The organism is Paludisphaera rhizosphaerae, from assembly GCF_011065895.1.
Lineage (GTDB): Bacteria > Planctomycetota > Planctomycetia > Isosphaerales > Isosphaeraceae > Paludisphaera > Paludisphaera rhizosphaerae.
In genome coordinates this window covers 43,072-68,686 of record NZ_JAALCR010000020.1, presented here as the reverse complement: position 1 = coordinate 68,686, position 25,615 = coordinate 43,072, and the positions used below count along the sequence as shown (strand labels likewise).

At 62.3% G+C, this 25,615-nt stretch carries 28 protein-coding genes; all 28 read right to left on the bottom strand.

Annotation, left to right across the window (positions count from 1 at the left end):
* Window positions 1–2 precede the first annotated feature (2 nt).
* The 28 genes from G5C50_RS23100 to G5C50_RS22965 all read right to left on the bottom strand — a co-directional run bounded on the left by G5C50_RS23100 (window position 3) and on the right by G5C50_RS22965 (window position 25,522).
* Window positions 3–3,350 (bottom strand): efflux RND transporter permease subunit, encoded by a 3,348-nt coding sequence (locus G5C50_RS23100; protein WP_165073326.1) that lies wholly within the window; start codon window positions 3,348–3,350, stop codon window positions 3–5.
* A 1,213-nt stretch (window positions 3,351–4,563) separates the two neighbouring features.
* Window positions 4,564–4,896, bottom strand: a complete 333-nt coding sequence (locus tag G5C50_RS23095; protein WP_165073325.1) for a hypothetical protein — start codon at window positions 4,894–4,896, stop codon at window positions 4,564–4,566.
* Window positions 4,893–5,636, bottom strand: coding sequence for a hypothetical protein (locus G5C50_RS23090; protein ID WP_165073324.1), 744 nt, complete (start codon window positions 5,634–5,636; stop codon window positions 4,893–4,895). The genes G5C50_RS23095 and G5C50_RS23090 overlap by 4 nt, the downstream gene beginning before the upstream one ends.
* Window positions 5,637–6,062: 426 nt before the next feature.
* Window positions 6,063–6,950: a hypothetical protein gene (locus G5C50_RS23085; RefSeq protein ID WP_165073323.1), complete on the bottom strand. Its 888-nt coding sequence runs from the start codon at window positions 6,948–6,950 to the stop codon at window positions 6,063–6,065.
* A gap of 96 nt (window positions 6,951–7,046) precedes the next feature.
* Entirely contained in the window at window positions 7,047–8,723 is a 1,677-nt protein-coding gene (locus G5C50_RS23080) for a phage tail tape measure protein (protein WP_165073322.1), read from the bottom strand.
* Between the two features lie 2 nt (window positions 8,724–8,725).
* Window positions 8,726–9,634, bottom strand: a complete 909-nt coding sequence (locus G5C50_RS23075; protein WP_165073321.1) for an HK97-gp10 family putative phage morphogenesis protein — start codon at window positions 9,632–9,634, stop codon at window positions 8,726–8,728.
* Window positions 9,635–9,649: 15 nt separating this feature from the next.
* Entirely contained in the window at window positions 9,650–9,904 is a 255-nt protein-coding gene (locus G5C50_RS23070) for a hypothetical protein (RefSeq protein WP_165073320.1), read from the bottom strand.
* Window positions 9,905–9,954: 50 nt separating this feature from the next.
* Window positions 9,955–10,311, bottom strand: a complete 357-nt coding sequence (locus G5C50_RS23065) for a hypothetical protein (RefSeq protein ID WP_165073319.1) — start codon at window positions 10,309–10,311, stop codon at window positions 9,955–9,957.
* An 85-nt stretch (window positions 10,312–10,396) separates the two neighbouring features.
* Entirely contained in the window at window positions 10,397–10,831 is a 435-nt protein-coding gene (locus G5C50_RS23060) for a phage tail tube protein (protein ID WP_165073318.1), read from the bottom strand.
* Between the two features lies 1 nt (window position 10,832).
* Window positions 10,833–11,261, bottom strand: a complete 429-nt coding sequence (gene gp17, locus G5C50_RS23055; protein ID WP_165073317.1) for a tail completion protein gp17 — start codon at window positions 11,259–11,261, stop codon at window positions 10,833–10,835.
* Window positions 11,262–11,412: 151 nt separating this feature from the next.
* Window positions 11,413–14,202, bottom strand: coding sequence for a GDSL-type esterase/lipase family protein (locus tag G5C50_RS23050; RefSeq protein WP_165073316.1), 2,790 nt, complete (start codon window positions 14,200–14,202; stop codon window positions 11,413–11,415).
* 21 nt (window positions 14,203–14,223) lie between these two features.
* Entirely contained in the window at window positions 14,224–14,559 is a 336-nt protein-coding gene (locus tag G5C50_RS23045) for a phage head closure protein (RefSeq protein WP_456093844.1), read from the bottom strand.
* The gene (locus G5C50_RS23040; protein ID WP_165073314.1) at window positions 14,559–15,134 is read right to left on the bottom strand and encodes a head-tail connector protein; all 576 of its coding nucleotides are present in this window, start codon (window positions 15,132–15,134) and stop codon (window positions 14,559–14,561) included. Before G5C50_RS23040 ends, G5C50_RS23045 begins: the two co-directional genes overlap by 1 nt.
* 1 nt (window position 15,135) lies before the next feature.
* Window positions 15,136–15,336, bottom strand: coding sequence for a hypothetical protein (locus tag G5C50_RS23035; RefSeq protein WP_165073313.1), 201 nt, complete (start codon window positions 15,334–15,336; stop codon window positions 15,136–15,138).
* Window positions 15,337–15,415: 79 nt separating this feature from the next.
* Window positions 15,416–15,682, bottom strand: a complete 267-nt coding sequence (locus tag G5C50_RS23030; RefSeq protein WP_165073312.1) for a hypothetical protein — start codon at window positions 15,680–15,682, stop codon at window positions 15,416–15,418.
* A 105-nt stretch (window positions 15,683–15,787) separates the two neighbouring features.
* Window positions 15,788–17,170, bottom strand: a complete 1,383-nt coding sequence (locus G5C50_RS23025; RefSeq protein WP_165073311.1) for a phage major capsid protein — start codon at window positions 17,168–17,170, stop codon at window positions 15,788–15,790.
* Between the two features lie 57 nt (window positions 17,171–17,227).
* Complete coding sequence (locus tag G5C50_RS23020; RefSeq protein WP_165073310.1) at window positions 17,228–17,848, bottom strand: HK97 family phage prohead protease; 621 nt, start codon at window positions 17,846–17,848, stop codon at window positions 17,228–17,230.
* Window positions 17,845–19,122, bottom strand: coding sequence for a phage portal protein (locus G5C50_RS23015; RefSeq protein ID WP_165073309.1), 1,278 nt, complete (start codon window positions 19,120–19,122; stop codon window positions 17,845–17,847). The genes G5C50_RS23020 and G5C50_RS23015 overlap by 4 nt, the downstream gene beginning before the upstream one ends.
* A 9-nt stretch (window positions 19,123–19,131) precedes the next feature.
* Window positions 19,132–20,805, bottom strand: a complete 1,674-nt coding sequence (locus tag G5C50_RS23010; protein ID WP_165073308.1) for a terminase large subunit — start codon at window positions 20,803–20,805, stop codon at window positions 19,132–19,134.
* Window positions 20,747–21,244: a phage terminase small subunit P27 family gene (locus G5C50_RS23005; RefSeq protein WP_165073307.1), complete on the bottom strand. Its 498-nt coding sequence runs from the start codon at window positions 21,242–21,244 to the stop codon at window positions 20,747–20,749. The genes G5C50_RS23010 and G5C50_RS23005 overlap by 59 nt, the downstream gene beginning before the upstream one ends.
* Window positions 21,177–21,746, bottom strand: coding sequence for a hypothetical protein (locus tag G5C50_RS23000; RefSeq protein WP_165073306.1), 570 nt, complete (start codon window positions 21,744–21,746; stop codon window positions 21,177–21,179). Before G5C50_RS23000 ends, G5C50_RS23005 begins: the two co-directional genes overlap by 68 nt.
* 4 nt (window positions 21,747–21,750) lie before the next feature.
* Window positions 21,751–22,245 (bottom strand): hypothetical protein, encoded by a 495-nt coding sequence (locus tag G5C50_RS22995; RefSeq protein ID WP_165073305.1) that lies wholly within the window; start codon window positions 22,243–22,245, stop codon window positions 21,751–21,753.
* Complete coding sequence (locus tag G5C50_RS33305; protein WP_407673585.1) at window positions 22,214–22,414, bottom strand: HNH endonuclease; 201 nt, start codon at window positions 22,412–22,414, stop codon at window positions 22,214–22,216. The genes G5C50_RS22995 and G5C50_RS33305 overlap by 32 nt, the downstream gene beginning before the upstream one ends.
* 269 nt (window positions 22,415–22,683) lie before the next feature.
* Window positions 22,684–23,061, bottom strand: coding sequence for a hypothetical protein (locus tag G5C50_RS22985; protein ID WP_165073303.1), 378 nt, complete (start codon window positions 23,059–23,061; stop codon window positions 22,684–22,686).
* A gap of 66 nt (window positions 23,062–23,127) precedes the next feature.
* A complete protein-coding gene (locus tag G5C50_RS22980; protein ID WP_165073302.1) occupies window positions 23,128–23,469 on the bottom strand; it encodes a hypothetical protein in 342 nt (113 codons plus the stop codon).
* Window positions 23,466–24,179: a hypothetical protein gene (locus G5C50_RS22975; RefSeq protein ID WP_165073301.1), complete on the bottom strand. Its 714-nt coding sequence runs from the start codon at window positions 24,177–24,179 to the stop codon at window positions 23,466–23,468. Before G5C50_RS22975 ends, G5C50_RS22980 begins: the two co-directional genes overlap by 4 nt.
* Window positions 24,180–24,211: 32 nt before the next feature.
* Window positions 24,212–24,937 carry a hypothetical protein gene (locus tag G5C50_RS22970; RefSeq protein WP_165073300.1) on the bottom strand — a complete coding sequence of 242 codons (726 nt, stop codon included), beginning with the start codon at window positions 24,935–24,937 and terminating at the stop codon, window positions 24,212–24,214.
* A gap of 351 nt (window positions 24,938–25,288) precedes the next feature.
* On the bottom strand, window positions 25,289–25,522 hold the full coding sequence (locus G5C50_RS22965) for a helix-turn-helix domain-containing protein (RefSeq protein ID WP_165073299.1): 234 nt from the start codon (window positions 25,520–25,522) through the stop codon (window positions 25,289–25,291).
* Window positions 25,523–25,615 lie beyond the last annotated feature (93 nt).

Sequence of the window (25,615 nt, the reverse complement as noted above, 5' to 3'; positions counted from 1 at the left end):
CGTCAAACCTCCTCTCTGTCGGGATGGTTGGTCGAATCCTCGACTCGCTCGTCCGTCTCGACGAAGCCGCCCGACGGCCCCTCGCCGAAATCCTCGTCGTTCTCCCCATGGTGATCACCCGGGCGGTCGCGCACCATCAGCGAATACAGACAGGGGAGCACGAAGAGCGTTGCCGGCTCGCCGGCCGCCAGGCCGCCGAGGATCGCCCGCGCCAGGGGGGCGTTGGCTTCACTCCCCCGTTCCAGGGCGAGGGCGCCGGGGATCAGGGCGAAGAAGGCCGCGACGGCGGTCATGGTGACGGGCTTCACGCGGATCGACGCCGATTTGAGGATGGCCTCCGTCGGCGTGAGCCCCTCCGCGTGCCGAAGTTCCTGCGCGAAGTCCGTCATCAAGACCGTGTTGGCCACCTTGATCCCGACCACGAAGATGAACCCCAACAGCGACTGCACGTTGACCGCGGTCCCCGACAGGTAGAGCGCCGGCAGGATGCCGATGAGACAGAGCGGCACGATCAGCATGACGGTCAGCGGCACGACCCACGACTTGTCGAGGCCGACCATCAGGAAGTAGATCAGGATCGAGGCCCCGATCAGTCCGAAGCCGAGGTTCTTGAAGGTCTCCTGCATTCGCGAGTATTCCCCGCTCAGGACGATCTTCGACCCCTTCAACGGAGACCTGGATTTCCCGTCCGGGTCGAAGGGCGCCCACGAACCGTCCGGCTGCGGGACGCCGAAATCTTCGAGGACCGCCGTGACGTCGTCGGAGACGTGTCCGAGGTCCCGGCCGTACACGCCCATCGCCAGGTCGATCGTCGGCTGGATGTTGTCGTGGGTGACCTCGGTCGGGACCGTCGTCCGGCGCAGCGAGATCAGGTTGCTCAGGGGGATCGCCTTCTTCTGGTCCTTGCTGGTGATCGGGATGTGCAGAAGGGTCTCGATCGACTTGATGTCCCCTTCGGGATACTGCACGCCGACGAAGTACTGGTTGCCGCCGACGGGGTCGATCCAGAAGTTCCGCTTGTTGAACTGGATCGACGAGTTGAACGCCGCCACCACGTTCTTCATCACGTCGGACTGCGTCAGCCCCAGGTCGGCCGCCTTGGCGCGGTCGACGTCAATGACGTACTCGGGGTAGTCGAGCCGCTGGATGATGCGAGCGTCCACGACGCCGTCGATCTTCACGCAGCGGGCCCGGATCTGCTCGGCGATCGCGCGGGCGGTCTTCTGATTCTTGCCGGTCACCCGGATGTTGATGGGGGTGGACTTCCCCTCGTTCATCGCCCCCCGGACCAGGCCGCCGGCGTCGAAGCCGAAGTCGCAGCCCTGGAACCGCACGTCCCGGGATGCGGCCTTCCGGACGAGGTGGACGTACTCCTGGGCCGATTTCGAGCGATGCTCCGCCAACTGCACCTTGAGCACGGCGTCCATGGGGCCGGCGTTGGGAGTGTAGGCCGCCGACCAGTCCGCGTTCACGCCGATTTCGGACACGATCTGCTCCAGGTCGTGGTGCGGGATCGTTTCCTTGAGCAACTCCTCAAGCTGGGCGACCTTCTCCTCGGTCCGCTCGATCCTCAGCCCGCTGGGGGCCCGCATGTACATCTCGAAGGCGCCGCCGTCGACGTCCGGGTAGAACTCCCGGCGCATGATCGGCCACATCAGGACGAGAGTCGCGGCCAGGAGGCCGAAGGCCCCGACGATCACCGTCCCTCGATACTGCAGCACGGTGCGCAGCAGTCGAGCATACGCCTCGAAGAAGCCGTCGACGCCCCGCTCCCAGCGAGCGAAGCCGCGGGCGATCAACCCAGGACGTGGGCCTTCACCCGTTTCGCCGGGGCCGTGTTGAGCTGCGTGTTCATGGCCGTGGCCGGACAGCCAGACCGAGCTGCACATGGGAACGAGGGTGCGCGACAGGATGTAAGAGGAGCACATGGCGAATGCCACGGCCAACGTCATCGGCATGAAGAGGAACTCGCCCATGCCGGGCATCAGGGCGAGGGGGGCGAGGACCAGAAAGGTGCAGATGGTTGAGACAAGTTCCGGCAGGGCGACCTCGCTGGCGCCGAGATACGCCGCCTCCTTCGAACCCGCTCCCAGCCCGAGATGCCGGTGGGTGTTCTCCAGGCAGATGATCGCGCTGTCGATCATCGGCCCGATCGCCAGCGTGAGGCCGGCGAGAGTCATCACGTTGATCGTCTGGCCCGTGTAATACAGCAGGATGCAGGCCGACAGGACCGAGATCGGCAGCGTCATGACGGCGATCGCCGTCATCCGCCACTGGCCCAGGAACAGCAGGATCGTCATCGAGCAGAGGATGGCCCCCAGCACGCCTTCCTGCACCAGGCTGGAAATGGCCTGACGGACGAAGACGGATTGATCCATGACCAGCTTGAGTTGAATGCCGCCGCGCGTCAGGCGGGCGGTAAACTCGTCGAGCCGGTCGCGAACCCCGTTGACGACGGCCAGCGTGCTGGAGCCGAGTTGGCGGAAGATGGGGATGTAGACCTCGCGACGGCCGTCGATCCGCACCACGTTCGTCTGGATGTACGAGGCGTCCTTGGGGGTCGCGACGTCCCTCAGGTAAGAGACGTTGCCGATCTCCGAATGCAGTGGGATGTCTCCCATGTCCGACGGGTAATCGAACATCGAGTTCGAGTCGAGGGCGTAGTCGGTGTCGCCGAGCTTGGCGTCTCCGGTCGGGAGGAAGACGTTGTAGTCGTCCATCGCGTTCATGACGTCGAGCGGCGAGAGGCGGCGGGCCTCCATCTTCTGACGGTCGAGGTACGCCATCACGGCCCGGATCTTCCCCCCGTAGACGACCGGGGCGATCGCGCCGTTGACGCTCATAACCATGTTTCGGACTTCGTACCGACCCACGTCGTAGAGGATCGATTCGTTCTGCGAGCCGTCGGGGCTGTCGACGGCGAGGATCGCCACCGGGGTCGTCCCTGTGGGATCGAATGGCAGGACGACCGGCGGAAGAGTCCCGGGGGGCAAGGCGGGGATGGCCGCAGTTGCCAGCGAGTTCACCTGCGTGAGGGCCCCGTTAGGATCGACGCCGCTCCGGAAATAGTCGCGTACCACGCTGGCGCCGACGATCGATCGCGAATCCTGCCGTCGCGTGCCGTTGGCCTGGCCGACCCAGCGTTCCATCCGGTTGGTGATGTCCTTCTCGATTCCGGCCGCCGGCATGCCCGAGTAGAACGTCAACACCTGCACCGCCGGACTTCGAAAGACCGGTAGGATGTCGATCGGGATCAGGTTGAGCGACACCGTCCCCAGCATCACCAGCGTTAGACAGAAGACCACGACCGCGTGTGGGTTGCGCAGCGAGGCTCGTATCAAGCCGTTCATCGAAAGCTCTCCGTCGGATCCCGAGACGGCCGCCGCACGGTGTCACACTCCGCTTCAAAGGAGCGGCCGCGGACCGGTCGACGGTTTCAATCGATCTGGAGCAATCGAACGGCGTTCAACAGCGCAGAGGGCGCTGTCGCGGGCACGAGTCGAGTTCACCGCCCTCACCGCCACCGCTCTGAAAGGGGCTGAGCGCTAGAGTCTCGTCTCTCGGAGAAAGGATCGAACGGCGGCCGTGGGAATGGCTCGGAGAGGAGTTCGACGACGTCGTTCCGACGACGAGCGTACTCCGCTCAGGTCGGGGAGCCGGCCAAACGCAGACCCGAACGATGAAGCGACCTTCCAGGGGCGAGCCATGCCCCGCGGCGATGGGACAGGCGAGCGCACGAAGCACCAGCAGCCCGACCAGAATCCTGGTTGTAACCGTCGATCGCCGCATGAAAGATCTCGGGGCGGGAAGCTCATCGAGCTGAATCGCCGAAGCCGCGGCTATCGCCGCCGCAGATTAACAATCTTTATGAATTAACCGAGGCGCGTCAAGTCAAAGTTCGATCAAAGCAACAGGCAGGATGAGTGTTTTGAATGCCCGGTGGGAAATCGAAGACAAAGGGAGACGTCGAGGGGGCGACGGAAATTCCGACCGCAAGTCCAGGGACGCCCCGCCACGGGCAAGCATGGGGACGGCATCGTCCCAGACAGACCGATCGAGACCAGACGCTTTACACGGCCAATCGCCGAAATCTCGGCGATCCTAAGAGTCTGTAAAATGAAGACTTACGACGCCTCGACCGTTTATAAACCCTGGCCTCAGGCGTCAACCTCGGGGGGGGCTCAAAACCCGCGATTCAAGACGATCCGATCGAGGCGGAGAGCCTCGTCGCGGTCGGCGTGCAACTTGATCCGCTTATCACGGAACTGGACGCATCAAGCGTTGCAAGCCGAGTGGAGGAACGGCTTGGGGGACTGGTCAGTTCGCTCGGGGACGCCTTCGACCTAAGTCCTTTCACGGATTGAGTGGGCGATGAGGGATTCGAACCCCCGACGTCCTGCTTGTAAGGCGTGTTTGTCTGTACACTAGTTCGTCGTAACACACAATAGCAGAACGTCTTGCGTCACTGCCTAATATTGAAAAACCGTCCAAAAACCGTAGTTTGGGGACGTGTGTACCGTAGATACGGCGATAGATTACGCCTTAATCCCCAGGCCCTACGCGTCACCACCTGGCGTCAGGACACGACTCGACGGCCGACCACGGCTTGATGCTCAACATGCAGCCGCACAAGAGGCAGCGATCGTCCGCAGCCTGGTAGTTCGGGCATGCCTCGCAGATCGCCTTACGACGGTCGAACTCGGATTGATCCACGGTTTCGCAGCCGCTGGCGACGAACCGAGCCGCTGCCTTGACCGCGCTCACGGCCTGCACAGCGAACGGGGGATAGGCCGGCTCCGGATCCACGACGGAGAGCCGGAACCTCGCGTGAGCCCGAACCACGGGATCGGGGTCGTCGAGCTTGCTTTCGAGCATCCTCCGGAATGCGTCGGTCATGATGACACCACCACGCCTCCGCCGATGGGGTCTGGATAGTCCAGGGACGTCGGAGTACCGCTCACGTAGACGTCGGGGCACGCGCCGTTGGTCATGTCGGCTATCGCCGTACCGAAGGTGTCGGCGCATAAGCCGCTCGCTGGTTGCCCTGTCAACGTGCGGACGTCCCAATGCCGTGTCACACGCCAGCCGCCCGATGTCCGCAGCACGTAGTACCAGTAACGCAGCGTGCCGCCGCTGACGACGCAATGGCCAGAGCCATCGGTGACGGTCATCGTGCCGAGCGCCTTGCTGCTGAAAATCGGGTCGCCGCTGAGGATGTCCACGCTGTAGGAGCCGTTGGCGTCTGTGAGCGTGAGATAGCGGTAGTGGAAGTAAGGCCCGGACGGACACACAGCCTGGATCGATGGGTACGCACAGACGAACGTCGGTAGCGGCTGAACCGTGACCGTCCTCGGCGTAACGTACCCGCCCGTGAGCGTCTGCGTTCCGAACCACGCGCCGCCGTCCAAGATGAATTGGAACGTCTGGCCGGTCGGAACGCAGATCGTCACTTGCCCTGATGCGTTCGTGACTCCGCTCGCGAGTTCAAAGCCGTCGCTCGTTCGCACGGCACGAATCGTGTACCCGGCCGGCAGATTCCGCGTCGAGAGCGTGCCGTCGCAGTATCGCCAGGTCATGACGACGCAGATCGTCGACGTCGAGCCACAGTCGCAGCAAGCCCCTGGATCGAACAGCATGGCCAGCCCCTTACGAACAGCTTGCGGAGATCAACCACCATTCGCCAGCGATCCACGCGACCTTACACGCTCGATTCACGGGCAATGACGCCGCCAGCACGTTGTCGTTGTAAACCGTCTGACCCGTGAGCCCGTCCACCCACGCTCCAGAGGCGTCCTTGAATTTGATCGTCACGCGACCGGACGACGACGGCGACGCAACGGATCCCGTTGGTATCGCCGTCGTCACTACGGCGCGTTGGATGCCGAACGTCCATGGACGCCCACCGGCTCCAGACGCTAGGCCATCGGCAGAGCCCTCGAATGCTAGAACCGCTCGATTGATTCGGCGTGCGTCACGCCGTCGAAAAGCGACAAGACTATCGTCTTTTGCCATGCTCAACGCCGACAGCCAGAGCAGGACAAGGCATGCAAACAGAGTCGCCATTACGGAATCTCCGGAGTTCCTGCCGAAAACAGATCGCTCGGAAAGTCGAGAACCGAGAAATCCGCCTCCGGCAGATAGTCGTAATATTTGTACACAGGATCATCAGTCGGAGCCGCCACCGTGCCGTCGTCCTTCAACAACACGGGTGCGGACACGGGCGCGTTGTCGATGAAGATTTGCTTGCGTTCGCCAGACACCTTTTGACGGAGACCTTGGTTGAGAACCTTTGCCGTCCACCCCGGATACAAGACGACGTCGTCACCGCCGTCATCGACAGTGAGATCCTCGCGATACGCGAACTTGTAGACCGTTGGCCAGGTCCAGCCGTTGGCGTCGGAACTCCAGACGCGTTCGGGTTGGATGTCCAGGCACATGACCGATCGAGCCGGGAACCCCATCCACGCCGCGTCGTTCAGATGATCCTTGATATCCGTGATTCGCGAGTAATCGAACTCACGCTCCACGCGTCCAATCTCGAAGATGAGCAGCGATTTCGGCCGCGAGAGACCTGGGTCGTAGGGGTCGCCGGCCGTGTTTAGGATCGGCGTTCCGTCCTTGTCGTGCATCACGGCTTCCTCTTCAGGGTCGCCGTAGGCGCGGAGCGTCGGAGGTGCGGCGAACGGATCGCGGTATCCGTCCTCGCCCATAGGTCCGCCGGGATCTTTGTTCGGATCGATCGGCGAGAACACAACGGCGAGCGTAAACCGCTTCTTGCCATTGCTAACAGCGGCCTGTTCTTCGACGTCGATCGAGTTCAGGAAGAGGCGTGCGTTCGTCTCCGTAGGCGTTCCCGTTAACGGATATCGGTAGGTGTCGCCGACGTTCAAGCCCAGCGACGTGATTGCCGCCTGCGGCCCGTCACGGCGATCGTCGCTGTCAACGTACACGCGCGCGACGAACCTCCGTCCGCCATCGAGAGACCAGCCGCCAGATGCTCCGTCGAGGACGTCCCGGATTCCAGTGATTGCCATGTGTGCCTGCCTTTACTTGATTTCAAAGAGTTCGACGCCAGCCGCCATACCTTCCTTGATTTTGAATCCTTGCTTGAAGTCTTTCCGGAGTCCGGCGATCTCATCCGCCGCCTTCTTGGTATTTGCCGCAACAGGATCTTTCGAGCCGCCGTAACGAGCCCGTAGGATCGTCGATGCCGCGTCCTGAGAACCGCCGCGAGCGATTCCAGAGAATGCAGTCGCTGTCGGCCCTCGCTTCAGTGCATCCCGCTGCGCCTCGGCTCCGACGATAGCCGTGAGACCGCCCAGCGGATTCCCAAACATCGCACCGCTACCGAGAATCGCGGCGACGTTCTGAATGTCCCGCTTGGTTTGCATCTGGGTGCCAGGACCAGCCGCCTGCTTGACGGTTGGTATCTTGATCGGCTTGTTAGCCAGTGCCAGGCGTGTCCGCTCGGCTTCAGCCCGAATCTCGTCGAACGACTTCTTGATCCTCTCTGAGAAGCTCGGCCCGATCAGAGCCTCTCCAAGCTTGCCGGCTTGTTCGTCGGAGAGTCGATCGAGATCCTCACCGAAGACCTTGAAGAAGTCGCCGACTCCAAGTTTGTTGAGAACAAGATTGCCGCCAGCCGCCACCCCGCCGTTCACACCGAAGACCTTGAAGAAGTCGCCGACGCCAAGCTTGCCGCTGTTCTCGCCTATGATCCCACCAAGGAGGCCGGCACCCTTTCCCACCCCACGCGTTACGTTCGATTGCAGGCTCTTGAACACAGAGCCCAGACCCTCGATCGAGTCGCCGACAAGGCCGATGGATTCGGCGAACGCCCCCATACCCGTCGTCGCCACCCCCAGATTCGCCGTCAGCCCGGTCAGCCACGTCGTCGCTGAAGCTTCGTTGTCCTTCCACAACTTGTCGACAGTCATCAAGCCCGTGGACAGGTCTCCCAGGAACCTACCCAGAGCCGGAGCGAACGTCTCGCCAATAGTGACGGACAAATTCTCCCAAGCACCGTTCAATGACTCGAATTGGGCCGCAGCCCCCGTCGCCTCACGAGCCGCCGTCCCCATCGCGAACTTGGTCTTGTCGACGAAGATGGCGTATCGCGCTAGAACCTTCTCCTGAGCCGTCATCTCGCGACCGAGGCCACCAAGCCCCATTTCAAGGCCCTTGGCCTTCACCGTGGCCTCGTCAAAGACGATGCCGAACGCCTTCAACGGCTCCTGTTCTCCAGACAGCCCAGACAAGAATTTATCCTTGCTCAGTTCGAACGACGTATCCTTGAGTCGCGCCATGTCCATGGCGATCTTCGTCAGGCCCTCGGTCATATCCTTGACGTCGCCACCCTTGAACCCGGCCCCCTGAAATATGCTCCCGATCTGGTTCTGAGCGTCCAGCATCGAGTTCACTCCGACGTTGAAGCTCTTAGCCATGTCGCTGGCGAACATCTGCATCTTGCCGGCCTCGTCGCCGAACACGATGCTGAGCGAGTTGATCGCCTCTTGCGCGTGAGCCGCTTGCTTCGATGCGTCGAACAGGAACGTTCCGACCTTCAGCGCGCCAAATCCAACGGCGAGTCCCCTGAGCGTCGAACCCAGGTTGACGACGTTGCCCTGAAACGCCTTGACCTCAGCGCCTGCGTCGCCCAGCCCACGGGCGAACCCGGACGCGTCTAGCACCATTCCGACGTTGATATTGCCGATCGTCGCCATCGTCATCGTCTCCGGCGTTTACGCCCAGGGTTCAGGATCTTGCGAACGCGTTTCTGGAGAGTCGTCTTAGCCTTGGCCGTGGCCTTGTACAGACGACGCACTGCCTTCGTTGTCGTCCGCTGGCGCTTGGTTGCGGCCTTCGTCGTCGATCGGATTCGTTTCGTCGTTGCCTTGCGGATGACCTTCACCTGTTTCACCGTAGCCTTGCGGACGGCCTTCACTCGCTTGACCGTCGCCTTGCGCACGGTCTTGACAGTTCGCAAGGCCGATCGTCGGACTGACTTCGTCTGGCGTGTTACAGCCCGTGAGCCGGAGCGATACCGCTTGCGGACGGTCTTCGTCGCTCGCTTCGTCACCCTGGATGTCTTTCGGACCACGCGTTGCGACCGCTTGGCGATCTTCGACGACGCTCGGGATACCCGGTTCCATCGCGTCTGAAGCTTACCAAGGGACGTTTTCTTGAATGCGGCAGCGATCACTTCATTCTCGACGCCCTGTAGAATCGCCTCACGGGCGGTAGCCGCCGCCCGCAATTGCTCACGATCCTTCGCCGGACCAAGGAACGGATGCGGTCTCATGAACTTGGTGCCGAATTCCTGGAACGCCCCATAAAACGTCTTTCCCTTGTAAAGCCCGAGTTTCCCCACTCGGGTCTGGACGATGAATTTCCATTTCGACTTTGGCTTACGAACCGATGTCTTTATCGCTTTAAACAATCGGCCGGACCGGATCGGCGCGAGATCGCGAGCCGCCTTCGTGACCAGATCCATACCTACAGCCATGCCTTCACGTATCACCCGTTTCCGCGTGCCTTCGCCCACGCGTTTAAGCGCGGCCCGGATCTCTTCAACGCCGGATATGTCGATACGGACGCTGACGCCGCCACCAGCCTTGCGTTTGGAAACGGCCATCAGCGTGCCCCCCTATCACAAGCCGAACATGCGGCGGATGCCTCGATCGGCGATCTCGGCCTCATTCTTCCGCCGTCGCCTTCGCACTCGCTTCGGCGCTGGCGGCATGAAATTGTCCGTCGTCGTATCGGCTCCGGTGATGACGGCGACGATGACGCCGCAGATCCGACACATGGCGAACCATGGATCGAAGCGCGGCCGGAAACACCAGTACGTTCGCCACGCGTCCCACTCTTGCGGCGTCATCGCTCGCACTTGGGCAAGCGACATCCCCAGAGTCTCGGCGAGTTCAAACGGGAACCGGGTCGCCGGCCGCTTTCTCAGTTTTTTTCCAGCGACTCGATATCGTCCTGAGTCATCGAGTTGAGCCGGCCGTGAGCCTCGATGATCGGCTCCAGAGCATACGCCGGCTTCTCGGCCAGCCACTCGATATCCTTGCCGGTGAACAGCGGCTTCCCGTCCGCGTCCACGCACACGAGCGCCGTGATGAACGCGCGAACGCGACGCGTTGAGCCCCGCATGCTGCGCTCGAAGTCGTCGCGTTCGCCTGCGGTGATGCGACGCACGTAGACGTCGCCGCCGAGAGCCGGAACCGACACGAGTTCACGGCTCGGCCCTTCCGGCCTGAAGTTCAGGAAGTCGTCCCGAGTCAAAACGCCCATAGCTTGCCCCTTCATTCAGCCAAATACTCGTGCTGACAGCCGTTTCCCCGATGATTCAAAAATGAATCATCGGGGAAACGGTCGACGTCGCCGTGACGTCTTAGCTTTCTTCCGTCGTCCTGGTGACGACTCCCGTAACCTTCATGTTGAGGTTGGCCGTGAGCGGATCGCTGTTGCCGCCGGCCGGGTTGTCGAAGTTGGTTGGGAACCCCTGGAACGTGTACAGGGTCGCGTCCGGGAGCGTCGGAATCCGGATCTGGAACCCGGTGATGACGGGGTCGTCGGCCAGATCCTCCAGGTACTGATGCGTGACGTCCTGCGGATCGAACCGCATTTCGATGGTGAGTTCGCCGTTGTCCGTCAGCCCCGGAGAGAACTCTTTCGCCAGCGAATCCAGATCGGTGTCTTCGACGGCGTCCACCGTCTTCGGAGGCTTGCCGATGGAAAGCACCTGCGGAATCTTGGTGTAGGTGACGCCGGTGCCGAGCTTGTCGACGCTGACGGACATGCCCTTGCATCTGTAACGGTTCGCCATGTCAGACGCCTCCCCCTTCGTATTCGACTAAGTAATCGCTGACGATTTGAAACACCGTGGTTCCGTCGCCGTTGGGAAGGTCTTCGGGTAGATCGTTGTCGCCGTCCCAATCACATGACCGGACGTAGACGCTGCCTATCCAGCCGTTCCACCCATTGACGTATGATCGAATGAGATCCACGAGCGTTTCCGCTTCAACGGAATCGCGGGACCACACCGAAACGCGGACGCGAGCCGTGTTGACTCCGTCTGGTCCGTCCAGGTCGCTGCCGCCGGAGTTCGACGCGACGATGTAGGTGATGCGAGGTTCCTGGTCCGTCTGCCGGCTGCCCGCGTACGCAATCCGTGAATTGACGTACTCGGCGAGATCGGGAACCGACAGCAGCAGATTGAGCAACGCAGACCGAAGCGCGCGAGGCCCGAAAGCCACGCTGAAACTCCCGTACGGTTTCAGGGATCCGTATGGGTTTATACCGATGCCGATGAACCCGGGCATGCTGAGTTCATCGAGCGTTTCCGGTCCCAGAGGCCCGACTAGCGAACCGTCTGGGGATAGCGATCCGAATGGGTTCTGCGGCATCTCAGTCGTCTCCGGCAGCCGTAGGCACGTTAGCGGCGACGTCGCCGACGATGAGCTTGACGTCGCTGGTGCCCTCCAGGGTTCCGGACGTCTGCAAGACGTTCCCAAGCCGCCCCGTCACCGCGTAGATAGCCAGCGGCACGTACGGCACGAGAGGATCGAGGGTGGATCGCCGGAAGACCGTCAGCTTGATGGGAAACTGTGTCCCGAACCTAGCGGGGTTGGCCACGGTGATGTCGGTTTCCCCCAGCGACTTCATGGCCGTGATGCGAGAGATCCCGTTGTTAACGCGGTAGTACGTCGGCCCCGCGACGTCGGAAGTCGTCGCCGCGATGCTGTCGGTCGCCGTCGACGACGCGCCATCGGTCACAGTGACGGCGATCGTGTACGTCGTCGACGGCGTTAGGCCGGTCAGTGACAGGCTCGACGCCGTGCCCGAAACCGCGTCGCCGTTGACGGTCCACGCGTACGACTTGGAGCCGGTTCCCCCCGTCGCCGTCGCCTGAATCACCAGCGTCGTGGTTGTGCCGCTGGTCTTCTCCAGGGACACGGCCAGCGGTGAGCCGCCAGCCGCCGACGTCGTTACCGTCGTCGACGCATTCGCCGTCGCCGAAGCCGAGTCGGTGACGGTCACAGCGATCGTGTAAGACGTTGACCCCGTGAGCCCGGTGAGGTTCAGCACGGCACCAGTGACGCCAGAGACAGCGGAACCGTTCCGCGTCCACGCGTAGGTTTTCGAGCCGGAGGCACCGCCGCTCGGCGTCGCGGTGACGGTCGCGGACGTCGCCGTAATCGCGGACGTCGCCAGCGTCACGGAGAGCGGAGAGCCTTCGGCCGCAGACGTTGTGACGTTGAGCGTGTCAGACGCCGTCGCCGAAGCCGAGTCAGTGACGGTGACGTCGATCGTGTACGTCGTCGACGCCGTCAACCCCGTCAGGTTCAAGACAGGCCCGGTGACTCCCGAGACCGCCGAGCCGTTGCGAGTCCAGGCGTAAGTCTCGCCGCCGCTGCCGCCGCTCGGCGTCGCGGTCACGGTCGCCGACGACGACGTGATTGCCGACGACGCGAGAGCCACGGACAGCGGATCGGGAGCCGGCCCTAGAATCGACTCGATCTCGGGTTCCACCATGTCGGCAATCGCGGTCCACCCTGCATCGTTCGGATGGATGCCGTCGACGAACAAACTCGTGTTCTCGGCCAGCGGAGCGATATCCAGCAGGTAGATCCCGGCCTCTTCGCCACCGGCTGCGGAAACGGCACCTGACAACGCCGTGTTGTAGCCAGCCACGGTCGCGGACGACACGCGAGCGATCGTGAGAAACAAGAGCGGAACGCCGGGGAAAGTCGTCTGCGCCAGGCTGATGGTATCGGCGATGTAGTCCGCGTAAGCGGCCGGCGTCACCGTCGCGCTGCCGGGATAGTTCGCCTCACTGTCCTGCGACACGTCGTTCATCCCGATGTACAAGGCGATGAGTTCAGGAGCCCTCATCGTTCCCGCACCGTAGGCCGTGCAGTAGCCGTTGAACACCGTCAGGATTTGGTCCGACCGATAGCCGGGAACGGCGATGTTGGCTGCGTTCGCCGGCAGAGCGTTTTCGAGCTTGTACGCCCACCCCTTCGTCGAGTCAGGGTAGGTCGCACCGGCATAGATCGCCTGCGTGATGGAGTCGCCCACGAACAGGATCTTGACGCGGGACGTGGTCGGAGCCGCCGCTTGTCCCGCAGTCGCCGTGCGGAACGCGTACACCTTCGGCGGCGCGGCGACTGGCGTTCGGAATTCGAGCGTGTTGGTTCCCGTCAGCCCGCTCGCGAGCGTCACCCAGCCCACGGTTCCGCTGGACGGGAGCGTCTGAACGGCACCATCCGTCGAGCCGTTGCGGATCAGGTATTGCGATCCGTTCTTGAGTACCAACGCTTCCCACGTCGGGGACGTCAGCACGGATCGACACGCCAGCTCGCGAACGGATTCACCGCTGATCGCAGCGACGAACTTACCAAGCGGAGGTTCGCACCGGGCCGCGTCCATCGGCGAGTATCGGCCGGAGACGTCGGCAGAGAGCGTCGGCGTCGATGATCCGGGAGCATACCTGACGCGAATGAACGCGGACGACGCGTCGCCGTTGAAGCCCCATGCCGAGCCCGACGTCTCATTGCGGATGACCAGCGGATGCGTTCCGGCGGCAAGATTGGAAGCGATCGGCAGCCAAGTGTAGCCGGTAGGCGTCAGAGCCGATTCCGAGCCGTCCACGGATACGTACAACGGATTGGCCGGAGAGCCGAAGTTCTGCACCCAGAGCCAGACGTCGCCGGAGCCGTTGAGCGTTCCGCAGATCTCGCCCGTAAGCGCGTTCCATGAACCCGTCGCCGGCCAGTCCCAATCACCAAACACAGAGAGTGCCGTCGAGACGCCGCCGGCCGGAATGCTGGCGATGCTCCAGAATCCCGGAGCCGAGCCCGTGGCGATGAGGCAAGGCGTGTCCAGCGCCCCGCTCCATTCATAGGAGATAACTGCGACGTGCGGCCCATCGGTCAAGCCGCTCGCGAGCGTGACCGTCGTGTACTCGCCCAGCATCTCGATCGGCACGTCCACGGCCTCGCCGCCGTCGATGGAGACGGTGACGACCGGATCCGTGTTCGCCGGGTTGGCGTTCGGCGTGAAGACGTACGGCCGAATGTCCAACTGCGTGCCGTTGAACTTAACCTCACCGCCGCCGCCGGAGTTGAAATCCGAGCCAGAGCGGAATAGGAACTTCGTCGCGTCGTTGCTGTTCGCGATCGATGCCGTTGGCATTTCAGCAATCTCCGATGTATGTCAAGCAGGCTTCGATTCTTCGATGGCGTCAATGTTCGCCTGCAAGTTGTCTTCGGAGTCGTTGGTTATCGACTCGATAGACATGACGCGTTCCCGGCCCTTGAACCGGAGCCGGCCGAGTTCGTTGAGATCCGCTCGCCAGCGGCAGATGACGACGTGAGTCCTGAGCGACTTCGTCTGTTCGGCGTACGATGCTTCACGAGCCGAGATCGGACGGACGTCGGCCCATATCTCGAATCTCGGTCGCCACTCGATGATCGGCCGTCCGTGTTCGTCGTTGTCGACCTCCACCGGCTCCTCATAAACGAGCCGGGATTTCATCTGTCCGGGGTCCATCATGCGGGATAAGCCCCCCATCTGAGCCCGCCAATCAGATCGTTGACGTGCATGGGGCACTCGCTGACGATGGTTCCGGTGATGACCGGCTCACGCCTCGCGTACCAGTGCCCGGCAAGGATCATGACCGGCAACTTGACCTCTGCCGGCACGGAGGCAGCCAGCCCGTAGCCGACGACGTAATCGACGACGACGGCGTCAACGGGCACGCACCCGAACACTCGCCTTGCGATGGCCCCGGGAACTCCCAGCGTGACGCCGTACGCGTCCAAGTCGACGTCAACCTCAGATCCATCAACCACGTTCGCCATACGCACTACGGACGCTACAGGAGCCCACGGCAGGTACACGCTCTTGATGCGTGGCGTCCATCCCTCAAACGTCGTGCGGAGCGTCTGCGTAACGAACCGCTGAGCGCATCGCCTCTCGACGTACTTCGTGGCCGAAGCCACGTACGACATAATCAAGGCGTCGTCGTCGTCTAGGTCCAGCGGCATCCTGACGTGCGTCTTGACCTCCGTCAGCGTGACCGGCAGTTCCGCAGGCTGCTCCAGCACGATCGTTTGATAGGTCATCTCAGCCCCCGAGTTTGACGGCCGTGCGAGGAACGACGACAGCAGCCGTCGCCGTGGTCTCGGCCGGCGTCGGCGTCATGAGCTTGCCGCAGCCGCTGGCGACGACGGACGCCGCCTCGTCATCGGCGAGTTCGACGGTCGCGCCCTTTCGCATGAGCCGACGCCGAACGTGACACGTGTTCGTAATCAAGACCTTCGCCATGGGATTCCCCTGCGTTCAGGACCACGGATGCGAGAATCCCGATGATTCATTTTTGAATCATCGGGGAATCACAGACGGATTACCGGCCGATGCGTCGAGCGCCGCCCCTGGTGGGTTCGGTCTCGGTTACGGGTTCGGTCTCAGCCACAGGCTCGACGGCCTCAGTCGAAGCCTCCGGCACCTGGATCGTCGGGTTCTGAACCGGAGTCAGGTTGGTGCGGTCCAGAACCGTGGCCGCACCCTCATTCTCCAGGTAATCGGCCTGGTACTCCTCGACGTCGACGACGGCGTCAGCGTCGTGATGGAACCTGCCGATAATCGCCGGCTTGAGCAGCTTGATCTTCATCGCGTCCCCTCTCGAAACACTCGACGCCGGCCGCAGTAGACGCTACGGCCGACGTCGACGGAACCCTATTTGTTTCCACCTGTTGTCGTACGCCTTCGTCCAGGTTTACACCAGACGAGCGTCAGCACAGATCGCGAACGAAGCCGCGTGCCGCACGTTCACGTCGACGTCCTGAAATGCCGCATACCGCACGTCGCCGGTGTGAGCCAGCGAGTAGGGATCGGCGAGGATGTCGAGCGTCGACATGAGCGCCAGCATCAGTTCCGACCACAGCCCGAAGGCGATGCCGTAGCAGTCGCTCGACGCGCCCTTGACGAAATTGCTCGGCACGTTGGTCGTCTCCGCATAGCCGAATCCGGCGATGGGAGCGTTGGGCGTGTCGATGTCGAACAGGTACTTGGGGTAGTTGGCGACGCGAACCGTTCGCGCCATCCACGCCGTCATCAGCGGGTGGAGAAGCCACATGCGGGAACCGGCCGGAGCGTTGGCCGCGCTCACGGCTCCGACCATGCTGGTCAGGTGAGCCCAGGTCAGCGCGCCGCCATCCGTCCCCACGGCGACGGATCCGACGCCGCTGGTCTGGAAGATGCCACGCGGCACCGTGGACGAACCCGCCCCATTGATCGCCGCGATTTCCACCATCTGAGCGATGGTGTTGATCAGGTCTTCGACGGCGAAGTTCTCGGCGTCGATGTTCGACTGAAGAAGCGACCGCCGCGAAAGGATGGTGTTTCCGGTCGCCGTCTTCGGAGCGAAGGCGGCAGCGTTCGTGGTCGCGTTGCTCTTGGTCGCCGAGCCCTGCTCACCAACCCACTCGCCAGACGCACCGGCGTTCTGCCGGGGAATGGTGAAAGGCTGCGTGAACCCGGTGATGGTCCGCACGCCGAGCGTGGTCAACACCATGCGAGCCCGAAGCAACTCGATGAGCGTCGGCTGCACGAGCGTCGGCACCGTCGAGCCGATCGTGGACGTCGTCACGTCGCGAAACTGCCATCCACGCGGAAACAGCGACCGGGAAACTGGAGCATCCCAGGGAATGCGGACGCACGGCCCGCCGTCGCGACGACCGACAGCCATGCCGCCGGTGTGCTGGTGGATTTCGGCCTCGACGCCGGTGAACGGCCTGCCCTCGCGAATGTCGGCAGCGCCCAGCAACGCCCGGCGGATACTGTAGCGAGCCAGCATCGCCGCACGCTCACGGTCGCCGTTGCCGAACTCGCCAGCGTTGCCGCTGTCGCCGCCGGTCGCGGGAGCGTTCTTGAACGGCGGCAGCGGACGGCCGCGATTCTCAAGATCCGTCCACCGCTGCTCTCGCTGCTCTTGGGCGTCGGCCTGGTCATAGAGCGTGTTGGCCTCGCTCATGGCCGTGTCCATGGCCTCAACGTCGGCCTGGTTGGGCTCGGCCGCAGCCTGGATCGTGGAACGGAGTTCGTTTGCGCGGGCACGCGCGGCGTCGGCCCGCTCGCGAATTTCTCGCACGGTCGGCATATCGAATTCCTCTTATATCGTAATCAGAGCAAACCGCTACACGTTGCCGAACGCCGGTCAACGCTTGTTCAAGCTGTCCAGCTTCGCGAGGCGTTCAGCCAGCCAACGGCGCTTGGCAGCCGCTGCCGCTTCCTCGATGTCCCGGCCTCGCACACCAATCGACGTCCCCTCATAGGCCGGGTACGTCACCACCGCAACGTCGAACAAGTCGGCGTCGACGATCTCGATTTCCGTGACTTCAACGTCGTCCACCATGCGGATGGTGGTGACTTCACCGCCCTTACGCGGCAGGAAGGCGAACGACATTTGATTGACGTCGCCGCGCTCCATGCTCACGGCGATGTCACGAGCCGGCTGCGTATTCGGCGGGTCGATCTCGACGGCCAGGCCCTTGTCGTCTTCTCGCAGCCTGAGAGTCCCGGCACGCGTACGGCCGAGAACAAGGGTGGAATCGTGGTTGATCAGCGCCCGAACGTCCTGAGACGCGGCCAGAGCGTTGCGGAAGGCTCCAGGTCGGATGACCTCGCGAATCTCCCAATTGCGGTAGGAGAGAAGCGTTGTCCACTCATTGAAGACGACGGCGTAGCCCCGGAATTGCGGCTTGGTGCTTTCGCCCTCTGCCGCTCGATACTGGAGCAACGCCGCATCTTGATTGCGACGCCGAACCGTGTTGCTCACGCTTGCGCCTCCGGTGGTTGGGCGTCTGCCGCAGGCTCCGGAGCCGGAGCCGGCAACGCTGGTGATTTGGCCGCGTTGGCAGCGGCAGCCGTCGCACTCTTGACCTTGTCGCCGCCATCAATTGGCCCGTAGTTCTCGCCGGCCCGAATCTCGTTCGGCACGAGCGCGTCGCAGTCGTACATCGTGCGAATCATCAGCGCCCGGCCCTGAGTGTCGGCCTTGAGAAACGCCGTAAAGTCATGCTTGAACGTCAATCCCTTGGCGACTTCGGCCTCAGTCAGCAGCCGAAGATTCAACGACTCTTCAAAGACGATCGACCACGGCATCAGCGTCGTGGTCGCGAACTCGGCCTTGACGGCTTCCACCGTCGAGTAGTGCATGTTCTCGTACTGCATGACGCGGTACGGAGGCACTCCGAAGATGCGGCAGATTTCGAGGATCTGAAAAAGCCGCGTCTCCAGGAATTGCGCTACTTCGGGATCAACGCTGGCCTTGGTGAAGTCGAAGCCGGGAGGCAGAACGCCGACGCGACCGGCCTTGTGCGTGCCCTCTGCATGCCTGGCGATGAACGCGTCGCGTAGGCGGACATACGCCTCGGTATCGTCGCCGAGTGCGGCGTCAGCCTTGATATAGCCGCTCGGAAAGGCCCCATTAGCCAGGAACGCCGAGCCGAAGCGTTCCGCCGTCACCGTCAGCCCTAGGGCAACCGGATGCGTCTTGACCGGCGAGAAGCCTTGGAAGCCGTTGGAGCCCAGACCCGCGACGTGAACGACGTTGTATCCGGGCAAGCGACCGGCCGGAGAGCTGTAGAACCAGCTTCCGTTCTCGCCGAAGTCGATAGAGGTAAACGCCGGCTCCAGGATGCGGAGATAGGTCTTGTCGTTCGCCTTCGCTATCTCCGCATAGCCGTTGCCCCAAGCCAGCGTGTTGGCCAGCAGCGACCGGCGGAAACCGCTCGGCGTCGACAAGCCGCCATCGGGAGACCAGCGGAACAAGTCATAGAGCGCGTGCCGCTTCATGTGAACTATCGAGTCGTCGTCTCGCACCTTAACGAGATTCAGCGGCAGCGACGCCAGGTCGCCGGCTATCGCCTCGATGCAACGCCGAGCCGCCGACAGCCCCATCATTCCCCATACGTTGACCTTCGGAGCGTCGGGGATGCCCTCAGACCAGCCGTACAAGTCGTTTCGGATCTTCCGCAGGTCGATGACGCCGCCATCTGCGCGCAGCCGATTCGGCGTCGTCAGACGCTTGCGAGGGAGTGCGGTTGCCATTTACCCACCTCAGATCCAAATCAGTTGATTCGCGACATCGGGGCGCGGCGGTTTCTTCGCAGCGTCGCCGCCGAAGCCGTCGAGCCCGATAGCACGCAGCAGCCCGGCGACTGCCGAGACGAGAGCAATCATCGCGTCGATGCGAGCCGTCGACTTGCCCTTGACCAACCGCATGTTGTCGTTGCGATCGTCGATGTCGACGCACGCGTTGCCGGCGCAGTAAGCCAACATGGGGTCGTCGCCGTGTCTCAGCTTGTTTTGGAGGTACAGCGACTCCACCGTTTTGGTGGGAAAGTTGTGGTAGAAGTTGCTCGGCTTCAGGTGCTGGAATGGAACGCCGCGTTTGACCAGATACGGAGCCATCGCACCCGTATTCACATGGTCGGAGAGCACGTACTTGAGCCGGAATTTGGCGTGTTCTTCCTCGATGAAATCCTGCACGATCTGCGGATTCATGACGCTGCCGGGAACAAGCTCCACGAATCCTCTGTCCGCGTACTCCATGTACGGAAGGTTTTCCTCCCTCGATCGCCGTATCGCCGTATCCTCGGGTATCCAAACCTTGGTGAATACGTCGATGCCTTTGACAAGATTCCCCGTCACTCGCACGTAGGCGTTAAGGTCGGTCTTAATCGCCATGTCGAGCCCAGCAGCCCAGACGTCTCCGGCTTCGGCGATCTCTTCAAGCGTCCTACGCGCCGGCTGAATGTTCCATTTGGCCAGGTTGATAAATTTCTTATCTTCGTTGGTCCATAGGTTCAGCTTCAATCGCTTGAAGTTGGCTACGGCCGCAGGTCCCTGGTTCTGGACCGATTCCACCTGCTTGGCGAACTTCGCTTCATCGATGATGACGCCCATCGACGGGTTTGCGGCATACCACACCTTGCGATCGTTGATGTCGGGATTCTTGTCTCGGGACGCGTAGACGACGCCCAGAAACTGCGTTTCCCGGTTCGCACCCGTCTCCAGAGCTAGAGCCCGTTCATGCTGCCGGCCGCAAACGCTGGTGATGTCGCTGCCTGCCGTCGTGATGGACACGAGCAACGGCTGTGATCGCGAGTCGCCAGCGTACTGGAAGACGTTCCACAGTTCGTCGTTCGGTTGCCGGTGGAGTTCGTCGAAGATGGTGAACGACGACTGCACGCCGTCTTTGTTCTCGCTCTCGAATGAGTTTGCGACTAGAAAGCCGTCCGCGTCTTCGTCGACGATCCGCTTGCTCGACGACACAAGCTCCAGTCGGCCGTTAAACTCCGGCTCCATCTTCACCATGACGGAAGCGTCTCGGTAAAGAATGCCGGCCTGCTCGCGCGAGCACGCGTTAATGTATACTTCGGGTGCGGGTTCGCCGTCGCCGAGCAGGTGATACAGGCTTTGGGCAGCGACCAGAGGCGTCTTACCGTTCTTCTTCGCGACCTCTAGGTAGCCTTCAAGGAAGCGGCGAAGTCCGGTATCCTTGTGAACCCAGCCGTACAACCTCCAGATCCAGTCCTGTTGCCACCATTGCAACGTGATATTCTGACCACGCCAGTCACCTACTCTGAGCTTGCAAAGGTTCTCTATCCAGTTCTGGACGCCCAGGGCAACGGACGGGTCCCAGATGTACCCGTCCGCTGCCGCCAGATCGTCAGCCTTGCAGCGGAACGGATCGAACGACGCTATGTCGAGCCTTCGCGGTTGCTGCATTGAGCTTGTCGAGCTTGGATGCCTCCGCATCGGAATTATCCAGAGCTTCGACCCTCCCACGATCCGCAGGCGTCAGCCCGAGAACACCCGCGTAGCGTGCTAGAGCCCCTTCGGCCGCGCTCAACGTGTTGTAGAGCGGATGCGTCTTGATGGCTCCAGTCTTGGAGTTGTGAACAAGCATCGGTTCAAACGCGAGTTCGCGTCGACACCGCGCCACCGTCGAGTAAGCCGAGCAGTAGGCCACGAGGATGCCGAGATCAGCCGGGCTCAACACCTGATTGTCCGTCAGCAGTTGGCAAACCCGGTCCCATTCCCCCGACGCGTCTACGTCGTCAGCGATGATCGCCGGTTTGGGTGGAGCGCCTACGGCGTCAACACCGCTGAACGGCCGGTTGCTTGCTCCCGTCTTCCTCTTCGGTTTCCTCCCCCTCGCTGGCATCGTCGGAGCCCTCCACAGCCGCCATCAGTTCGTCAAAGCAGACGACCGAGGTTTCTCGGGTCGCCAGCTTCCACTTGAGCACGTTCCAGATGCGTTGATCGTTGGCGTTGACGAACTCGATTTCCTGCGGCGACAACGCCCGATCGCGATGCACGCCCACGAACCGGATATCCTTGCCGTCGCAGTAGCAGGCCGCGCCCACGAACCCGTCGCCGTCGCCTTGAGCCCAGAACACATGCCCGACGTCGACGCGTTTTGCGTCAGTCAGCAAGAATTCCCGGATCGCGTCGAGATACCGGCTCACGCTGACAAACCGGCCGTCGATGTTGCGTAGCCGCTGGTTGACGCCGACGAGCCGAACCCAGGTTGCGTTTCCGTTATCCGCGATCTGCTTAACGCTCCGCTCGATGTCCCGTATCCGCCACAGAACCACGAGTGCGAAGATGATCCCGGCGACGACCGCGAACACGTGAGCGATGGCAGCGACGTTGTACACCTGCATGCGTCTACTTCCCCACAGTTAGATTGACCCTTGGAGCCGCACAGAACACCGACAACGCTATGGCGGTGTCTACGGCGTCGCTCGGGTTCCCACCCAAGTGAAGGACAGCCGTAGCGAAATCCTGCCCAGCCCCGATCGCGTAGTAGTTGACGACCTCATCAACGAAGTACTCTTGCGTGACGAACGCCTTGCCGTCGAACGCAAGAATATATTGATTCGTCGTTGTCGAATCGTTGATACGTTTCCCTTTCCAGGTCGCGAACTCGCCCATGAACTCCAGAACGGAGTCAACGTCCGCGAACTTTGGTCGATGCGTCATGAGGAACAGTTGCATCAACCCGGATTCGGAAGCGAGACCGCACGATCCGACGACGACGTCACGAACCTTCACAAGCTTCGTGTGCTTGGCGTCCGTCCGCTGAGACCAGCCGGAAACGAGAATCGAATCCGCAGCCATCTCGATTCGGTCAGCGTATACCCGGCAAGCTATCACGCTCATGGCGTTCTTCCCTCAGCCTCTTGAGCGTCTCGCGTGAGTGGCACGGATGGCAGAGCGACTCAAGATTGGAGTACGTGAGTGCGAGTTCAGGGGCATCCGCCAGGTCGATCATGTGGTGAACGTGAGCGGCGGCAACGTGCCTCCCCTCTTTCGCACAGCTTGCGCACATCGGATCGCGTAGAAGTTTCAGCCTGCGGCATCGCTGCCACGCAGCCGAGTTGTAAAACTTCTTCCGCTTGATCCTTCCCGCGTCCGTCAGCGGTCGCCGCTGGATCGGTCGGAACACTAGGTCGGGGTCGGCCCCGACTCGAAACTGCGGCGTCTTGTCCATGCCCCTGACTCCGGCTCCCAGCCTCCCCAGGGAGGAGCCAAGCCCTGCCGGCAATTAGCCGGAACCGGGAGCCGGAGTCAGAGGCACGGAAAGACGCTGTAGGCGGTTTAGGCTACGTCCGTGTCCTGGTAGCCGTAGACGAGCTGACCCACGTACGCCAGCTTCTCGTCATAGGGAGGCAGCGGCAGCGGCACGGTGACGCCGCCGGCCGGATCGCTGTTGATGTCCGTCGTCGTGCGCGGCAGCGTGGCGTTGACGATGTCGTCGGCCGACGCCTTCAACAGAGCGCTGCCGGGAAGGATCAGGAAGACGAGAGCCTGAGCCGGAGCCGTCTCCTTTTCGGGATCGTACTTCGGCGTCACAACCGTAAGCTGACGCGCGTTGTCGTCCCAAAACGGTTCCGGCTCGACGTCGGTCTTGCCGTCTTGATTCACGGGCGGAATGATCGCCGGAACCCCGAACGTCGGCCCTTTAACGTACCTCATCGGCTTTGCCCTCAGACGGTTGCTTGGGTGTCAATATGAACCACGTATTCGAGCGTCGGACTCTCGTTATCCGACGCTGCCGCCTTTTGGGCCTAGCGTCTGGCCCATGCTCGCTTTGACCGTCTCAGCCTCAGCCGCGTGCATGTCAACGGCCAGGTCGCGAGATGCCTTGGCTTCTGAGCCCCGTTTCGCCGACTGGTAGGCAGCCAGCAAGAGAGCGGCGGTTGCTTCCTCCGTCGACGCCTCCATCGGCGACGTTCCGGCCGGTGCGGTCGCCGGTTGCGGGGACGACGCCGCACGCGGCCGGAAGATGGACCACGCGAGAAACGCGGTCGCGAGGCATAGCACGCCCAGGCAGCCGACAGAGAAGACGACGGCCGCGATCAAGACGATGTACTCGAAGCTCATGTTTTCGCCTTTCGCCTCATCAACCAGATGACAAAGGCGACGATCGCGAAAAACGCTGGAACGCCGAACACGACGGCGAGTGCGGCGATGACGCCGAATACCAGCCAGAGCGACACCCCAGACGTCGGAACGTCTGGAGCCCTAATGCAGGATGCGTCATCCGATGGCCCACACTGTGCCGAAGTCGGCGACGCTGGGTTGCCGGCTTCCATTGCGATGCGGACGTCGGCCGCTGTCTCGGGATCTGAGGCCCTCACGGTTCCGGGACCGTCGAGCTTGTCGACGTCCACGCCGTTGGCCATGGCTCCAGCCGGGTTGATCGTCGCGCCACGGCCTGGCACGAGCTTGGAATCCTGGTCATCCCAACACCAGTTGAACGAGCCGTCAGCGTGAACCCAGCCGACGACGTGAGCCGTCGCACCGTTGATCTTGACCGCGTACAGCTTCTTGAACCGGTCGGCTCCGGTGGGGCACGTGCCCATGATCGGCGACGTGCAGTTGTATCGTTGCCTAGCGGGGTCCCACCGGAAGATCGGCCCTAACTTGTCCGACGTCTCAACGCCGAGAAACGGCACCTTGAAGCCGTTGACGTCGAACGTCCGGTAAACCTCCGCCTTCGTCTCGACGGGAGCCGGAGGCACGGAAGCCGAAGGCTCGGCAACCTGAGACGCCAGCACAACCGCGAGAACGCCGACGCTCAAGCCCAACATGTAACCGCCCCCCGCAGCTATTAGCCACGTCTTCATAGCTCGCGCCTCAACGCAAGGCCAACGAACGCCACGACGGCAGCGAACATGAGCGCCGCACCGCCGGCAGCGATAACCAATGCCGCCGCAATCACAGCCCACTTGACGGCCGTCTTCACCCAGAGCAACGCCACAACCCAGCCCGTTGGACCGTCGATAAGCCGCCGCTCGAATTCGGCTCGGCTAATCCACATGTATTGACCGGGAAAGTTGTTGTCGACGATGCAGACAAGCGATTTATCGATGTGGATCAGCGACACCATGTGGTGAATCGCCTGCCCGTACTTCTCGCCGTAGTTCATCGTGACGCCGACCGGCAGCCCAGCGGCGTTGTACTTCTCGATGACGGCGCACAGGCTCTTGGCGTCGCCCTCAGCCTGGAACCATGCCGTTTTCAGCCCCGCATCCCGGAACAGCTTTTCCAGCTTCTCCGGGTAGTAGCCGCCCTCTCGCGACTTCGCCAGCTTCCATACCGCCGAGCCCTTGCCGTCGCGGAACTCGGGAACGTCCTGATACAGACCGTTGGCCGTGTTGCTGGCGATGACGCACAGACCGGCCCTGTCGATGCCGCCTTCGTTGAGAATGTGCTGCCAGGTCGGTATCGGAGCGTTCGCCTTCACGCCCTGGTAGACAGGCTCATTCGTCCAGACCTCGGTTCCTGCCCACGCCGGCAGAGCCGTCGCGGCGACGGTCGCCAGCATGAACAGGATTCGAGCGAACACGTCTACACCTCCGCTGGTTTACGGCCGTACTTGGCCGCTCGCTTCTCGCGTCGGGTTGGAGACTTGGATTTACCGCGACCGGCCGGAGCGGACGGGGACGCTGCCGGCCGGTCGCCTTCGACGTCATCCGCAGACGACGCCGAAGCTACGGGGATCGCAGGTGTATCTGGTTGCGGGTCGGTCGCCCGCATCTTCATTACAGGGTGCTTGTCGACGCCGCTGCCGCTACAGACCATGCACACGAACGCCGAGTCCTCATCGATCGGCCGTTTGTGCGGACATCCGCTCAACGGCGTGAACGAGTCGATCGGAAACAGGGGCACAAACCCGTACCCCAGGATGATGTCGAGATCAGACCAGCGATCGCGCGGCATAGTGTGCCCTCGCTTTCTCCGGGATCGCCCGGATGCGTTCGCCGGCCGTTGACTTGGAGACGCCGAAGATTCTGGCGATGACTCGCAGCGGTATCCGCTTGCGGCTCAACGCCAACATCATCAGATCCCTCGCCCTCTCTATCGCCTCATCGTCTTTGAACTCCACTGGCCGCAGGGGCATGACGCCCTCACCATTCGCGTTCACGAACATGATTTCTACCCTATGGGGTCACCGCGTCCGGGAGACTCGCATTCCCGCAATGCAAGTCGTTGTCGTCCACGTATATAGGTTTATACCAAGCGT

Bases quoted from the DNA above. Each gene is read 5' to 3' on its own strand.
- G5C50_RS23035 (WP_165073313.1), bottom strand. From the start codon at position 15,336: ATGGCGAAGGTCTTGATTACGAACACGTGTCACGTTCGGCGTCGGCTC.
- G5C50_RS33305 (WP_407673585.1), bottom strand. From the start codon at position 22,414: ATGTGCGCAAGCTGTGCGAAAGAGGGGAGGCACGTTGCCGCCGCTCAC.
- G5C50_RS23040 (WP_165073314.1), bottom strand. From the start codon at position 15,134: ATGACCTATCAAACGATCGTGCTGGAGCAGCCTGCGGAACTGCCGGTC.
- G5C50_RS23015 (WP_165073309.1), bottom strand. From the start codon at position 19,122: ATGGCAACCGCACTCCCTCGCAAGCGTCTGACGACGCCGAATCGGCTG.
- G5C50_RS23090 (WP_165073324.1), bottom strand. From the start codon at position 5,636: ATGCTGTTCGATCCAGGGGCTTGCTGCGACTGTGGCTCGACGTCGACG.
- G5C50_RS23025 (WP_165073311.1), bottom strand. From the start codon at position 17,170: ATGCCGACCGTGCGAGAAATTCGCGAGCGGGCCGACGCCGCGCGTGCC.
- G5C50_RS22985 (WP_165073303.1), bottom strand. From the start codon at position 23,061: ATGAGGTACGTTAAAGGGCCGACGTTCGGGGTTCCGGCGATCATTCCG.
- G5C50_RS23045 (WP_456093844.1), bottom strand. From the start codon at position 14,559: ATGGACCCCGGACAGATGAAATCCCGGCTCGTTTATGAGGAGCCGGTG.
- G5C50_RS23000 (WP_165073306.1), bottom strand. From the start codon at position 21,746: ATGCAGGTGTACAACGTCGCTGCCATCGCTCACGTGTTCGCGGTCGTC.
- G5C50_RS22980 (WP_165073302.1), bottom strand. From the start codon at position 23,469: ATGAGCTTCGAGTACATCGTCTTGATCGCGGCCGTCGTCTTCTCTGTC.
- G5C50_RS23095 (WP_165073325.1), bottom strand. From the start codon at position 4,896: ATGACCGACGCATTCCGGAGGATGCTCGAAAGCAAGCTCGACGACCCC.
- G5C50_RS22965 (WP_165073299.1), bottom strand. From the start codon at position 25,522: ATGTTCGTGAACGCGAATGGTGAGGGCGTCATGCCCCTGCGGCCAGTG.
- G5C50_RS23075 (WP_165073321.1), bottom strand. From the start codon at position 9,634: ATGGCCGTTTCCAAACGCAAGGCTGGTGGCGGCGTCAGCGTCCGTATC.
- G5C50_RS22975 (WP_165073301.1), bottom strand. From the start codon at position 24,179: ATGTTGGGCTTGAGCGTCGGCGTTCTCGCGGTTGTGCTGGCGTCTCAG.
- G5C50_RS22995 (WP_165073305.1), bottom strand. From the start codon at position 22,245: ATGAGCGTGATAGCTTGCCGGGTATACGCTGACCGAATCGAGATGGCT.
- G5C50_RS23065 (WP_165073319.1), bottom strand. From the start codon at position 10,311: ATGAAGGGGCAAGCTATGGGCGTTTTGACTCGGGACGACTTCCTGAAC.
- G5C50_RS23100 (WP_165073326.1), bottom strand. From the start codon at position 3,350: ATGAACGGCTTGATACGAGCCTCGCTGCGCAACCCACACGCGGTCGTG.
- G5C50_RS23005 (WP_165073307.1), bottom strand. From the start codon at position 21,244: ATGCCAGCGAGGGGGAGGAAACCGAAGAGGAAGACGGGAGCAAGCAAC.
- G5C50_RS23070 (WP_165073320.1), bottom strand. From the start codon at position 9,904: ATGTCGCTTGCCCAAGTGCGAGCGATGACGCCGCAAGAGTGGGACGCG.
- G5C50_RS23030 (WP_165073312.1), bottom strand. From the start codon at position 15,682: ATGAAGATCAAGCTGCTCAAGCCGGCGATTATCGGCAGGTTCCATCAC.
- G5C50_RS23080 (WP_165073322.1), bottom strand. From the start codon at position 8,723: ATGGCGACGATCGGCAATATCAACGTCGGAATGGTGCTAGACGCGTCC.
- G5C50_RS23060 (WP_165073318.1), bottom strand. From the start codon at position 10,831: ATGGCGAACCGTTACAGATGCAAGGGCATGTCCGTCAGCGTCGACAAG.
- G5C50_RS23010 (WP_165073308.1), bottom strand. From the start codon at position 20,805: ATGCAGCAACCGCGAAGGCTCGACATAGCGTCGTTCGATCCGTTCCGC.
- G5C50_RS23050 (WP_165073316.1), bottom strand. From the start codon at position 14,202: ATGCCAACGGCATCGATCGCGAACAGCAACGACGCGACGAAGTTCCTA.